At 62.7% G+C, this 14189-nt stretch carries 11 protein-coding genes; 10 read left to right on the forward strand and 1 reads right to left on the reverse strand.

Annotated features, from left to right (window positions below; all coding sequences use genetic code 11):
* Positions 1-39 precede the first annotated feature (39 nt).
* Positions 40-1368 (reverse strand): type VI secretion system-associated FHA domain protein TagH, encoded by a 1329-nt coding sequence (gene tagH, locus FX984_RS18655; protein ID WP_098480710.1) that lies wholly within the window; start codon positions 1366-1368, stop codon positions 40-42.
* A 397-nt stretch (positions 1369-1765) separates the two neighbouring features.
* Here tagH and tssA point away from each other — a divergent pair, with 397 nt between their 5' ends.
* The 10 genes from tssA to FX984_RS18705 all read left to right on the forward strand — a co-directional run bounded on the left by tssA (position 1766) and on the right by FX984_RS18705 (position 14177).
* Positions 1766-2785, forward strand: coding sequence for a type VI secretion system protein TssA (tssA, locus tag FX984_RS18660; protein WP_027608265.1), 1020 nt, complete (start codon positions 1766-1768; stop codon positions 2783-2785).
* A gap of 54 nt (positions 2786-2839) precedes the next feature.
* Positions 2840-3346, forward strand: a complete 507-nt coding sequence (gene tssB / locus FX984_RS18665; protein WP_017135823.1) for a type VI secretion system contractile sheath small subunit — start codon at positions 2840-2842, stop codon at positions 3344-3346.
* 2 nt (positions 3347-3348) lie between these two features.
* Complete coding sequence (tssC, locus tag FX984_RS18670) at positions 3349-4845, forward strand: type VI secretion system contractile sheath large subunit (protein WP_027608264.1); 1497 nt, start codon at positions 3349-3351, stop codon at positions 4843-4845.
* Between the two features lie 170 nt (positions 4846-5015).
* The gene (locus FX984_RS18675; protein ID WP_015886558.1) at positions 5016-5504 is read left to right on the forward strand and encodes an Hcp family type VI secretion system effector; all 489 of its coding nucleotides are present in this window, start codon (positions 5016-5018) and stop codon (positions 5502-5504) included.
* Between the two features lie 87 nt (positions 5505-5591).
* Complete coding sequence (gene tssE / locus FX984_RS18680) at positions 5592-6107, forward strand: type VI secretion system baseplate subunit TssE (RefSeq protein ID WP_027608263.1); 516 nt, start codon at positions 5592-5594, stop codon at positions 6105-6107.
* Positions 6104-7963: a type VI secretion system baseplate subunit TssF gene (gene tssF / locus FX984_RS18685; RefSeq protein ID WP_065937972.1), complete on the forward strand. Its 1860-nt coding sequence runs from the start codon at positions 6104-6106 to the stop codon at positions 7961-7963. Before tssE ends, tssF begins: the two co-directional genes overlap by 4 nt.
* Positions 7927-8970, forward strand: a complete 1044-nt coding sequence (gene tssG, locus FX984_RS18690) for a type VI secretion system baseplate subunit TssG (protein WP_027608261.1) — start codon at positions 7927-7929, stop codon at positions 8968-8970. The genes tssF and tssG overlap by 37 nt, the downstream gene beginning before the upstream one ends.
* On the forward strand, positions 8963-11626 hold the full coding sequence (gene tssH / locus FX984_RS18695) for a type VI secretion system ATPase TssH (protein WP_027608260.1): 2664 nt from the start codon (positions 8963-8965) through the stop codon (positions 11624-11626). Before tssG ends, tssH begins: the two co-directional genes overlap by 8 nt.
* 160 nt (positions 11627-11786) lie before the next feature.
* Entirely contained in the window at positions 11787-13727 is a 1941-nt protein-coding gene (locus tag FX984_RS18700) for a type VI secretion system Vgr family protein (RefSeq protein ID WP_146476951.1), read from the forward strand.
* Between the two features lie 15 nt (positions 13728-13742).
* Entirely contained in the window at positions 13743-14177 is a 435-nt protein-coding gene (locus FX984_RS18705; protein WP_027608258.1) for a DcrB-related protein, read from the forward strand.
* Positions 14178-14189: the final 12 nt, after the last annotated feature.

Consider the following 14189-nt stretch of genomic DNA (forward strand, 5'->3'; position numbering starts at 1 on the left):
TACTTAGCTATCCGTTAATCCATAGGTTGCGGCGCGGTTTTACCGACGCTGTCGCGCGCTGTGTTCTTCGTAGGCCCGGCTGAATTCACGGCCGAACAGGTCCTGGAAATCTTCCTGGGCCTCGCGGGAAATATTGCTGTAGAGCTCGGTGAACTGCTGCCAGTACTGGGCCTGGCGCGAGCCGGCGAACAGGTTCGACAGCCCGCCGGGCTTGCCCATGCGCTCTTCCAGTTGCGCCGGTTCAAAGCGCGTGAGCAGGTGCTTGATCGCTGCTTCCACCCCGGCCATCACCGCCAGTTGGTGGGCGCGCAGGTCATCAAAACTGTCGCGCACGGCAATGTCCGGCGCCATAAACGCCTGGTTGCCGTGGCGAAGCAAAAGCAGTAACGCTTCGTCGGCATTCGGTGCGAATTTCAACGGATTGTTTTCGGCAGGCTGGATCATGGTCTGCTGCATGCGGAACTCACCCTTGAGGCTGGCGCGGGCACGCAATACGTCGATCAGGCCTTCGACCATCAGGCGGTAGCTGCGGCCGATGTTTTCCATCTGCGCCTCCGCCTGGGCCTTGTCCAGGCGCAACTGGTCCAGGCCGGCACCGCGCAGGAAGGCTTGCAAGAGATCGGGCTGCCGGGTGTCGGCTACAGGGGGCGCTGGCTCGACCACGGGTGGCGGCTGGATGATCGGTGCGGGTGGCGGTGGCGGAGGCGCACTGGCCAACGGTGCCGGCGTGTCGCCAAACAGGTCCCAGTCTTCGGGAATCACCGAGCCCGAGACCACAGGCGTCTCGACCACGGGTACCGCCACCGGGGTCGGCGGGCGGAAGTCGTGTTGTTCGCTGGGAACATGGTCGGCCACGGTGGGCGGCGGCACGGTGGTGGGGCTGAGGAAGTCGAACAGGTCCGGCAGCGTGTCCATCGACGAAGCGCCCTGGAATTGCGGGGCAATCACCGGCGTCGGCGCGGGCTTGTTCGCCACGGCGCCCATCAGGGCCTCAAAGCTGTTCGGCGAATCACCGGCGAACGGCTGGCTGTCGATGGCCTGCACGTTGAAGTCGATCCGCGCCTGGATCTCGTAATCGCCGATGCGGATCAGCTCGCCATCCTGCAACAGCTCGCTGTTACCCCTGCGCAAACGGATGCCGGCGTTAACCAACTCCACACCGTTTGTACTGTTATCGGTTAAATAATAACGACCATCTTTGTATTGAATAACGCAGTGCTGCGAAGACACCAGGCGCTCGGGATCAGGCAATACCCAGTCATTATCCGAGCTGCGGCCGATAGCCATCGAGCCCTGGTTCATGGACTTTTCCGAGCATTGCCCGGGGGTAATCTTGTGATAACTAGTGATAGTCAAACACAGCGACATCTTGCCTCCTTGCTGATACTTCGCGCGCAGTCGACCCCAGGGACAGCGACGCCCGGGAGATCCCCATCAGGTCGTGCAATCGACCGTTCAAAACCTGCTGATGCCAGCATGATCGCTGATCTTAACTGGGCTCCATGACAAAAATCCTATGCCGGTGCGTCGTTCGACCCACCAGTCGCACAGGTTGTTAAGCACCGCACATCTGTCACAGAGGGCGAATAGCTTACCTTGACAAGGCATAAGTACTACACCAAAAATGCACAACTTCTTGAATACCAGTGATGGCACATTAGTGGCATCTTGCTTATATGACCAAGAAAACATGCAAAGTTCCTTGTGCAACTAATGCATGCATTGCCCGCCATCTAACAACGGGCCGATAGGGAGATCAATTTCAGTGGATGTGCCGTTGCTGCTCACCGCCGTTTCCGCCAGTTCGCCCTGTGGCGAAGACATGGAATATGACGCGGATTTTCTCCAGCTGGAGCGTGATGCCAAGGGCCAACCCGAGCGCAGCATGGGCGATTCGATCCTGCCCGCCGAGCCGCCGGAATGGCGCAGCATCCAGCAGCAGAGCCTCGACTTGCTGCAGCGCAGCAAAGACCTGCGCATCACCCATTTCCTGTTGCAAAGCTCCCTCGCCCTCCAGGGTGCGGCCGGGCTGGCTGAAGTCCTCACGTTGATCAATGCGCTGCTGCGCGAATACTGGGCCGACCTGCACCCGCGCCTGGATGCCGACGACGATAACGACCCCACCGTACGCATCAACGCCCTCTCCGGCCTGACCAGCGATGCGACCATTCGTCTGCTGCGCGAAAGCATCCTCACGCGCTCGCGCACCTTCGGCCCTGTGAGCCTGCGCGCCGCGCTGAACGCCAGCGGCCTGATGAGTTTCCCCGACGAACAGCTCGGCGCCCAGCAGCTCAACGCCGCGTTCCTCGACAGCGACCCCGAACACCTGCAAGCCACCCGCGACGCCTTGAGCGCCGCACGCGCCGCCTGCGAAGCCATCGAGCAGCAGGTCAGCGACCAGGTGGGTTCCGCCCAAGGCGTGGACCTCAGCCTGTTGAAGCAACCGCTCAAGCAGGCGCTGCAGGTGCTCAACCAGTTTGTTCCGAACAGCGCTGCCAGCAGCGAACCCGAGGCCGTCAGTGACGACAATGCCCCCTCGGTGGACTTCGCCGCTGCCCCCGCCGCACCTCGCCCCAGCGGCGACATCAGCAACCGTGATGACGTGCTGCGCAGCCTCGACAAGATCCTTGCGTATTACACCCGGCACGAGCCTTCGAGCCCGTTGCCGGTGTTGCTGAACCGGGCCAAGCATCTTGTGCACGCCGACTTCGCGGCCATCGTGCGCAATCTGATTCCCGATGGGATGTCCCAATTTGAAAACCTGCGCGGCCCGGACGGCGAGTAAGCCGCTCGACTGCGCAGTAACAACACCGTCGCTCAAGCGACCAGGAGCAGCAACGTGGCGAAGCAAAGTTCTCAGAAATTCATCGCGCGCAACCGCGCGCCTCGAGTGCAGATCGAGTACGACGTCGAGCTCTACGGCGCCGAGAAAAAGGTCCAGCTGCCCTTCGTGATGGGTGTGATGGCCGACCTCGCCGGCAAGCCTGCCGAGCCTCTGGCGCCGGTGGCCGACCGCAAGTTCCTTGAAGTGGACGTCGACAACTTCGACTCGCGCCTCAAGGCCATGCAGCCGCGCGTGGCATTCCACGTACCCAACGAGCTGACCGGCGAAGGCAACCTGAGCCTGGACATCACCTTCGAAAGCATGGACGACTTCAGCCCGGCCGCCGTGGCCCGCAAGGTCGACTCGCTCAAGCAACTGCTCGAAGCCCGCACCCAGCTGGCCAACCTGCTGACCTACATGGACGGCAAGACTGGCGCTGAAGAAATCATCATGAAGGCGATCAAGGACCCGGCACTGCTCCAGGCACTTGCCAGTGCGCCTAAGCCTGCAGGGGACCAGTAATCATGACTGACAATACCGCCCGCGAAGGCACCCAGAGCCTGGGTGCAACCGAGGAAACCAGCGAGTTCGCATCCTTGTTGATGCAGGAATTCAAGCCCAAGACCGAGCGTGCCCGCGAAGCCGTGGAAACCGCCGTGCGCACCCTGGCCGAACAGGCCCTGGCGCAAACCGACCTGGTGTCCAACGACGCGATCAAATCGATCGAATCGATCATCGCCGCCATCGACGCCAAGCTCACCGCCCAGGTCAACCAGATCATCCACCACCAGGATTTCCAGCAGCTGGAAAGCGCCTGGCGTGGCCTGCACTACCTGGTCAATAACACCGAGAGCGATGAGCAGCTGAAGATTCGCGTGCTCAACATCTCCAAGCCGGACCTGCACAAGACCCTGAAGAAATTCAAGGGCACCGCGTGGGACCAGAGCCCGCTCTTCAAGAAGATGTACGAAGAAGAATACGGCCAGTTCGGCGGCGAACCCTATGGTTGCCTGGTGGGCGACTACTACTTCGACCAGTCGCCACCGGACGTGGAACTGCTGGGCGAGCTGTCGAAAGTCTGCGCCGCCATGCACGCCCCGTTCATTGCTGCGGCATCGCCGACCGTGATGGGCATGGGCTCGTGGCAGGAACTGTCGAACCCGCGCGACCTGACCAAGATCTTCACCACCCCGGAATACGCCGGCTGGCGCTCGCTGCGTGAATCGGAAGACTCGCGCTACATCGGCCTGACCATGCCGCGCTTCCTGGCGCGCCTGCCCTATGGTGCCAAGACCGACCCGGTGGAAGCCTTCGCCTTCGAAGAAAACACCGACGGCGCCGACAGCTCCAAGTACACCTGGGCCAACGCCGCCTACGCGATGGCGGTGAACATCAACCGTTCGTTCAAGCACTACGGCTGGTGCTCGCGCATCCGTGGCGTGGAGTCCGGCGGTGAAGTGGAAAACCTGCCGGCCCACACGTTCCCTACCGATGACGGTGGCGTGGACATGAAGTGCCCGACCGAAATCGCCATCAGCGACCGCCGTGAAGCGGAACTGGCGAAGAACGGTTTCATGCCGCTGCTGCACAAGAAAAACACCGACTTCGCCGCGTTCATCGGCGCCCAGTCGTTGCAGAAGCCGGCCGAATACGACGACCCGGACGCCACCGCCAACGCCAACCTGGCCGCGCGCCTGCCGTACCTGTTCGCCACTTGCCGTTTCGCGCACTACTTGAAGTGCATCGTGCGCGACAAGATCGGTTCCTTCAAAGAGAAGGACGAGATGCAGCGCTGGTTGCAGGACTGGATCCTCAACTACGTCGACGGTGACCCGGCGCACTCCACCGAGACCACCAAGGCCCAGCACCCGTTGGCCGCCGCCGAGGTGATCGTGGAAGACGTCGAGGGCAACCCGGGGTACTACAACTCCAAGTTCTACCTGCGCCCGCACTACCAGCTCGAAGGGCTGACCGTGTCGTTGCGCCTGGTATCGAAGCTGCCTTCGGCGAAAAGCGCCTAACCCACGGATGAGCTGGCTCTTCTGTGGGAGGGGGCTTGCCCCCGATAGCATCACTGGGGTGTGATTGACACACCGAGGTGCCTGCATCGGGGCAAGCCCCCTCCCACACAAAAGCACTGCCCATTTGGAGTCACTCAAATTCAGTGGCAAGAGCCACACAGGGAGAAAACATGGCTGTTGATATTTTCATCAAGATCGGCGACATCAAGGGCGAGTCCATGGACAAGGCCCACAAGGACGAAATCGACGTGCTGAACTGGAGCTGGGGCATGGCCCAGTCCGGCAACATGCACGTTGGCGGTGGCGGCGGCGCGGGCAAGGTGAACATCCAGGACCTGTCGCTGACCAAGTACGTCGACAAGGCCTCGCCGAACCTGATGATGCACTGCGCCAGCGGCAAACACATCGACAAGGTCAAGCTGACCGTGCGTAAGGCCGGTGGCGAAAGCCAGGTCGAGTACATGGTGATCAACCTGGAAGAAGTGCTGGTAACGTCCCTGAGCACCGGCGGTTCGGGCGGCGATGACCGCCTGACTGAAAACGTCACCCTGAACTTCGCCCAAGTGATGGTCGACTACCAGCCACAGAAAGCCGACGGCACCAAAGACGGCGGCGCGATCAAGTTTGGCTGGAACATCCGTTCCAACACCAAGCGCTGATAGCACTGATAGCGCTTGTGGCCGTGGCTTTACGCCACGGCCACAAGCCTTTTGTCCCTCTCGCAACCCGTCCGTGGAGCTGCTTTGGTGGTAACTGAAATCGCTTCCCGCGACCGTCTGCAACCGTCCCTGCTGGACCGGTTGACCGACGACGACCCAACCAATCCCAAGGAAAGCGCCGATAAACGCGTGCTGTCCCTGACCCAATTGAAAGCCTCGGTGCTGCGCGACCTGGCGTGGCTGCTCAATACCACGTCGTTGCTCGATGCCGACGCCACGCTGCACACACAGGCCGGTACCTCGGTGGTCAATTACGGCCTGCCGGCGCTGGCCGGCAACAGCGTTTCCAGCGTCGACATCAAGGCCCTGGAAGCCCTGATCTACCAGGCGATTGCCACCTTTGAACCGCGCATCCTGCGCCACACGCTGCGCGTCAAAGCCCGCGTCGGCCATGGCGAGATGAATCACAACGCCCTGAGTTTCGAGATCGAAGGCGACCTGTGGGCACAGCCGGTGCCCTTGCGCCTGTTGCTGCAAACCGACCTCGACCTGGAATCCGGCCATGTGCGCGTGGTGAATGCCGACCAGCGGAGACGCCCATGAACCCGCGCCTGCTGGAGCTGTACAACCAGGAACTGCACCACGTGCGCGAAAGCGCGGCGGAGTTCGCCAAGGAATACCCGAAGATCGCCAGTCGGCTGACCCTGTCCGGTATGGACTGCGCCGACCCGTACGTCGAACGCCTGCTTGAGGGCTTTGCCTACCTCACTGCCCGCGTACAGCTCAAACTCGACGCCGAGTACCCGACCTTCACCCACAACCTCCTGGAAATCGCCTACCCGCACTACCTGGCGCCGACGCCATCGATGACCGTGGTGCAATTGCACACCGACCCCGACGAAGGCTCCCTGGCCAGCGGCTTTCCGCTGCCGCGCGACACCGTGTTGCGCGCCGCCCTGGGCCGCGAAACCCAGACCTGCTGCGAGTACCGCACCGCACATCCGGTGACGTTGTGGCCGTTGCAGGTGAGCAACGCCGAGTACTTCGGAAACCCCGCCGCCGTGCTCGGGCGCCTGGCCGCCAGCGAGCCGAAAGCCAAGGCCGGCCTGCGCCTGACCCTGCGTACCGGCGCCGAATTGCCGTTCAACAGCCTCGACCTGGACAACCTGCCGCTGTACCTCAGCGGTGCCGACGAGCAGCCGTTCCGCCTTTACGAACAACTGCTGGGCAACGCCTGCGCGGTGTTTGCGCGCAAGCCCGGTGGCGATTGGGTCGAGCGCCTGCCCCAGGACGCGTTGCGCTCGCGGGGTTTCGACGACGCCGATGCGGCCATGCCGGTGGTCGCGCGGGCCTTCCAGGGCTATCGCCTGTTGCAGGAATACTTCGCCCTGCCCCACCGTTTCCTGTTCGTCGAATTCGCCGAGCTGAGCCGCGCGGTCAAGCGTTGCGACGGCCAGGAGCTGGAGCTGATCGTGCTGTTCGACCGTCACGAGCCAAGCCTGGAAGGCAGCGTCGGCGCGGCGCAGTTCCTGCCGTTCTGCACCCCGGCGATCAACCTGTTCCCCAAGCGCGTGGACCGCATCCACTTGTCCGACCGGGTCAACGAGCACCACGTGATCGCCGACCGCACGCGGCCGATGGATTTCGAGATTCATTCGTTGAGCGGCATCACCGGCCACGGCACCGGGCCAGAGCAGCCCTTTTTGCCGTTCTATGCGGTCCGCGATCCATCCCGTTATGGCCGCGACCAGGCGTACTACACCGTGCGCCGCGAGCCGCGGGTGCTGTCCAGCGACCAGCGCCGCAACGGCCCGCGCTCCACCTATGTGGGCAGCGAAACCTTTGTCAGCCTGGTCGACAGCCGCCAGGCGCCGTATCGCCATGACCTGCGCCAACTCGGCGTGACCGCGCTGTGCACCAACCGCGACCTGCCGTTGTTCATGAGCGTGGGCAACGGCAAGACCGACTTCACCCTGGCCGACAGCGCGCCGGTGTTATCCGTGCGTTGCGTCGCCGGGCCAAGCCGCCCACGCGCCAGCCATGCCCATGACGCCAAGGCCTGGCGCCTGATCAGCCAGTTGTCGCTCAACTATTTGTCCCTGAGCGAGCAAGGCCAGGGCGCGGCGGCATTGCGCGAACTGCTGCGCCTGTATGGCGACAGCAATGACGCGGCCCTGCAATTGCAGATCGAAGGCTTGCGCGACGTCAGCAGCAAGGCCGTTACCCGGCGCCTGCCGATGCCCGGCCCGATTGTGTTTGGCCGCGGCCTGGAAATTACCTTGGAGTTCGATGAAAACGCGTTTCGCGGCACCGGCGTGTTCCTGCTCGGTGCGGTGCTGGAACGCTTCCTGGCACGCTACGTGTCGATCAACAGTTTTACCGAGACGGTGATCCGTACCACCGAACGCGGCGAGATCATGCGATGGAAAGCCAAGCCCGGGCGTCGTCCGACCCTGTGAGTACGTTGGATGCGATGCATCAGGAACCCTGGGAATACGATTTCTTCCAGGCGTTGCGGCGTATCGAGTGCGAATCGCCCGAGCTGCCGCGCCTGGGCCATTCCCTGCGCCTGGCGGATGACCCGTTGCGCCTGGGGCAACAGGCCGATTGCACCTTCGCCCCGGCCACCCTGGCCTCGGTCGATCCCGGCGGCGACGGCAAACCGGCGCGGCTGGAACAGTTCTTCTTCGGCCTGGGTGGCCCCAACGGCCCGTTGCCGCTGCATATCACCGAGTACGTACGCGAGCGCCAGCGCAACAACGCCGACAGCACCAGCAAGCAGTTCCTGGATGTCTTCCACCACCGCCTGCTGAGCCTGTTTTACCGGGCCTGGGCCGAGGCGCGGCCGACGGTCAGCCACGACCGCCCGGACGATGACTACTGGTCCGCACGCCTCGCTGCCTTGAGTGGCCGGGGCATGCCGAGCCTGCTTAACCAAGGATTGATTCCGGACACGGCGAAGCTGCACTACAGCGGCCACCTGTCGGCACAAACCCGCTACCCGGACGGTTTGAAGGCGATCCTCGGCGAGTATTTCGGCCTGCCGGTGGAGATCGAAGAATACGTCGGCCAATGGCTGGAACTGCCCGAACGCAGCCGCGTGGGCGTGAGCGCCCACCAGCTGGGGGTGGACTTCTGCCTGGGCAGCCACGTGTGGGACCGCCAGCATAAATTCCGCATCCGCCTGGGCCCGCTCAAGTTGGACGACTACATGGGCATGCTGCCCGGCAGCCAGCCGTTCAACGAGCTGGTGGCGTGGGTGGCCGAGTACCTGGGCCATGAATTGGACTGGGACTTGAACCTGGTTCTGCAACAACCCGAAGTACCGGCGCTGCAACTCAATGGCCAGTTCCGCCTGGGCTTCAACACCTGGCTCGGCTGCCCTGCGGTTGATGCCAACGACCTAATCCTGGCCCGGCATTACGCCGATCAAGCCACCACCTCAAGGAATCCAGAGCATGGGTGAAATCAGTCGCGCCGCACTGTTCGGCAAACTCAACAGCGTGGCCTACAAGGCCATCGAAGCCGCCACCGTGTTCTGCAAGCTGCGGGGCAACCCGTACGTGGAACTGGCCCACTGGTTCCACCAGTTGCTGCAACTGCAGGACTCGGACCTGCACCGCATCATCCGCCAGTTCAACGTCGAGCCGGCGCGCCTGGCCCGAGACCTCACCGAAGCCCTGGACCGCCTGCCGCGTGGCTCGACGTCGATCACTGACTTGTCTTCCCATGTTGAAGAGGCGGTGGAACGCGGCTGGGTGTACGGCAGCCTGATGTTCGGCGAAAGCCAGGTGCGCACCGGCTACCTGGTGCTGGGCATCCTCAAGACGCCAAGCCTGCGCCATGCGCTGCTGGGCTTGTCCTCGGAGTTCGACAAGATCAAGGCCGAAGCCCTGAGCGAGCGGTTTGACGAATACGTCGGTGATTCGCCGGAAAACGCTTTGACTGCCAGCGACGGCTTCAATGCCGGCGCCGTGCCGGGCGAGGCCAGCGGCGCCATGGCACCGAGTGCGATGGGCAAGCAGGAAGCCCTCAAGCGCTTCACCGTTGACCTCACCGAACAAGCGCGCAGCGGCAAGCTCGATCCGATCGTGGGCCGTGACGAAGAGATCCGCCAATTGGTGGACATCCTCATGCGCCGCCGCCAGAACAACCCGATCCTCACCGGTGAAGCCGGTGTGGGCAAGACCGCCGTGGTCGAAGGTTTTGCCCTGCGCATCGTCGCCGGTGACGTGCCGCCCGCACTCAAGGATGTGGAACTACGCAGCCTCGACGTGGGCCTGCTGCAAGCCGGCGCGAGCATGAAAGGCGAGTTCGAACAGCGCCTGCGCCAGGTCATCGAAGACGTCCAGGCCTCGCCCAAGCCGATCATCCTGTTTATCGACGAAGCCCACACCCTGGTGGGTGCCGGTGGCGCTGCCGGTACCGGCGACGCGGCCAACCTGCTCAAGCCCGCCCTGGCCCGTGGCACCCTGCGTACCGTGGCCGCGACGACCTGGGCCGAGTACAAGAAGCACATCGAGAAAGACCCGGCCCTGACCCGCCGCTTCCAGGTGGTACAAGTGGCCGAGCCGTCGGAAGACAAGGCGCTGTTGATGATGCGCGGCGTGGCCTCGACCATGGAAAAGCACCACCAGGTGCAGATCCTCGACGAAGCCCTGGAAGCCTCGGTGAAACTGTCCCACCGCTACATCCCGGCGCGCCAGCTGCCGGACAAATCCGTGAGCCTGCTGGACACCGCCTGCGCCCGCGTCGCCATCAGCCTGCACGCGGTGCCGGCCGAAGTGGACGACAGCCGCCGCCGCATCGAAGCCCTGGAAACCGAGCTGCAAATCATCGCCCGCGAGCATGCCATCGGCATTGCCATTGGCGCGCGCCAGAGCAACAGCGAAGCCCTGTTAAGCGCCGAGCGTGAGCGCCTGGCGACCCTGGAAAGCCGCTGGGCCGAAGAGAAAGCCCTGGTGGATGAGCTGCTCGCCACTCGTGCAACCCTGCGCGAAAAGGCCGGCGTCGTGGACAGCGGCAACGATGAATTGCGTGCGCAACTGGTCGACCTGCAACAGCGCCTCACCGCGCTGCAAGGCGAAACCCCGTTGATCCTGCCGACCGTGGATTACCAGGCCGTGGCTTCGGTGGTCGCCGACTGGACCGGTATCCCGGTGGGCCGCATGGCCCGCAACGAACTGGAAACCGTGCTCAACCTCGACCAGCACCTGAAAAAACGCATCATCGGCCAGGATCACGCCCTGCAGATGATCGCCAAGCGCATCCAGACCTCCCGCGCCGGCCTCGACAACCCGAGCAAGCCGATTGGCGTGTTCATGCTGGCCGGCACCTCCGGCGTGGGCAAGACCGAAACCGCCCTGGCCCTGGCCGAAGCCATGTACGGCGGCGAGCAGAACGTGATCACCATCAACATGAGCGAGTTCCAGGAAGCCCACACGGTGTCCACCCTCAAGGGCGCGCCACCGGGCTATATCGGCTACGGCGAAGGCGGCGTGCTGACCGAAGCGGTGCGGCGCAAGCCCTACAGCGTGGTGCTGCTGGACGAGGTGGAAAAAGCCCACCCGGACGTGCATGAAATCTTCTTCCAGGTGTTCGACAAGGGCGTGATGGAAGACGGCGAAGGCCGGGTGATCGACTTCAAGAACACCCTGATCCTGTTGACCACCAACGCCGGTACCGAGCTGATCTCCCAGGTCTGCAAGGACCCGGCGAACATCCCCGAGCCGGAAGAAATCGCCAAGGCCCTGCGCCAGCCACTGCTGGAGATCTTCCCGCCCGCCTTGCTCGGCCGCCTGGTGACGATCCCGTACTACCCGCTGAGCGACGAGATGCTCAAGGCGATCACCCGCCTGCAACTCAACCGCATCAAGAAGCGCGTGGAGACGACCCACAAGGTCGCCTTCGACTACGACGACGCGGTGGTCGACCTGATCGTCTCGCGCTGCACCGAGACCGAAAGCGGCGGGCGCATGATCGACACCATCCTCACCAACAGCCTGTTGCCGGACATGAGCCGTGAATTCCTCACGCGCATGCTCGAAGGCAAGGCATTGGCGGGTGTGCGCATCAGCAGCCGGGATAACGAGCTGCATTACGACTTCAGCGACGCCGAATAACGACTGTTGGAATGCAATGCAAATGTGGGAGGGGGCTTGCCCCCGATGGCGGTGAATCAGTCGCCTGATACATCAACTGACACACTGCTATCGGGGGGCAAGCCCCCTCCCACATTTGAACTCAGTTTCTTCAGTTATTTAGTCATTTTCGAGACGCCCGATGCTATTCAACCAAGCCTCACGCCTGGCCAAGATCACCAGCCCCCTCGGGCCGGATGTGCTGCTGCTCAATGAAATGGGCGGCGGCGAAGAGCTGGGCCGCCTGTTCAACTATGAACTGCAACTGACGTCCCTGGACGCCAACATCGACCTCAACCAGTTGCTCGGCAAGCCCATGAGCGTCGGTCTGCAACTGGCGGACGGTGGTGAGCGGCACTTCCACGGCATCGTCGCGCGCTGCAGCCAGAACATCGACCAGGGCCAGTTCGCCAGTTACCAGGTGACGCTGCGCCCGTGGTTCTGGCTGCTGACTCGCACCTCGGACTGCCGGATTTTCCAGAACCTGAGCATCCCGCAGATCATCAAGCAGGTGTTCCGCGACCTGGGGTTTTCCGACTTCGAAGACGCCCTGAGCCGGCCGTACCGCGAGTGGGAATACTGCGTGCAGTACCGCGAGACCAGCTTCGATTTCGTCAGCCGCCTGATGGAACAGGAAGGCATCTACTACTTCTTCCGCCATGAACAGGACCGCCATGTGCTGGTGCTGGCCGACGCCTATGGCGCCCACACCACGGTGCCGGGCTATGCGTCGATCCCGTATTACCCCAAGGACGAGCAGCAGCGCGAACGCGACCACATGCACAACTGGCACCTGGCGCAGGAGGTTCAGCCGGGCTCGCTGGAGCTCAACGACTACGACTTCCAGCGCCCCAGCGCCAGCATCGACGTGCGTTCGGCCATGCCGCGCCCGCACACCGCCGGCGACTATCCGCTGTACGACTACCCCGGTACCTACGTGCAAAGCGCCGACGGCGAACACTACGCGCGCACCCGCATCGAAGCCCTGCAAACCCTGCATGAACAGGTCGAGTTCGCCGGCAATGCCCGTGGCCTGGGTTCCGGCCACCTGTTCAGCCTCACCGGCTTCAGCCGCCAGGACCAGAACCGCGAATACCTGATCGTCGGCTGCCGCTACTACATCGTCCAGGAAAGCCTGGAAAGCGGCGGTGGTTCGGGTTCGGCGCAGTTCGAAAGCAGCCTGAGCTGCATCGACGCCCAGCAAAGCTTCCGCCCGCTGGCCACCACCCACCGCCCCATCGTCAAAGGCCCGCAGACAGCATTGGTGGTTGGCCCCAAAGGCGAGGAAATCTGGACCGACCAGTACGGCCGCGTGAAGGTGCACTTTTACTGGGACCGCCACGACCAATCCAACGAAAACAGCTCGTGCTGGATCCGCGTGTCGCAATCCTGGGCCGGCAAGAACTGGGGCTCGATGCAGATTCCACGGATCGGCCAGGAAGTGATTGTGAGCTTTCTGGAAGGTGATCCTGACCGGCCGATCATTACGGGGCGGGTGTACAACGCCGAGCAGACGGTGCCCTACGACCTGCCGGAGAACGCGACCCAGAGCGGCATGAAGAGTCGCTCCAGCAAAGGCGGCACGCCGGCCAACTTCAATGAAATCCGCATGGAGGATAAGAAGGGGTTGGAGCAGTTGTATATCCATGCCGAGCGTAATCAGGACATTGTGGTGGAGGTGGATGAAAGTCATTCCGTCGGGCACGACCGCAATAAAAGTATCGGCCATAACGAGACGGTGACCATCGGCAACAACCGCCTGCGCATCGTCAAGCAGGAAGACATCCTCTCGGTGGGCCAGAGAAAGACCGACAGCATCAGCCAGAGCTATGTCATCGAAGTGGGCGAAAACCTGCGCCTGGTCTGCGGTGAAAGCATCCTGGAGCTCAACGCCAGTGGGCAGATCAACCTGACCGGCGTGCAAATCAGCTTCTACGCCAGCGGCGATGCCGAGTTCAATACCGGCGGCGTGCTGCACCTGAACAACGGCGGCGGCCCTGGCGCCACGCCCGACGGCCAGGGCCAGAAAGGCGCCATCGACGCCAATATCAAAGCCGCCTTCCCCGCGCCTAAAAGCTCCTGACGAGACCCGTTTGCCATGACGTACCGAATCAACGAATTCCAGTTCCAATTGCCCGCCAGTGAGTTGCAGGACGCGACGATCAATATCCTCAAGTTCCCGGAGTTGGGCACATCCCTGATCGTCAGCCGCAGCCTGTTGGCTGACGGCGAAACCCTGCACAGCAACTTCAACGACCAGCTCCAGCGCCTGGAAAAACAGGTGCAGGATTTACGCTATCAACCGGGTGTGGACGTGCGTTTGGGCGCCGCGCAGGAGGTGGAAGGCATCGAGCTGCGCAGCCAATTCAACAAGGGCAATGACAAGGTATTTCAGTACCAGCTGGCCTTGGTGATACCGGGCACGCGCAAGATGATCGCCTTGAGTTATGTGAAGGCGGAGAAGCTTGGGGATGCCGAGGCGGCGCATTGGGCGTTGATTAAAAATTCGCTGTCGTTCGACGCTATTTCCTGATGAGTTGCTTGT

The organism is Pseudomonas marginalis, assembly GCF_008692035.1.
Classification (GTDB): Bacteria; Pseudomonadota; Gammaproteobacteria; order Pseudomonadales; family Pseudomonadaceae; genus Aquipseudomonas; species Aquipseudomonas marginalis.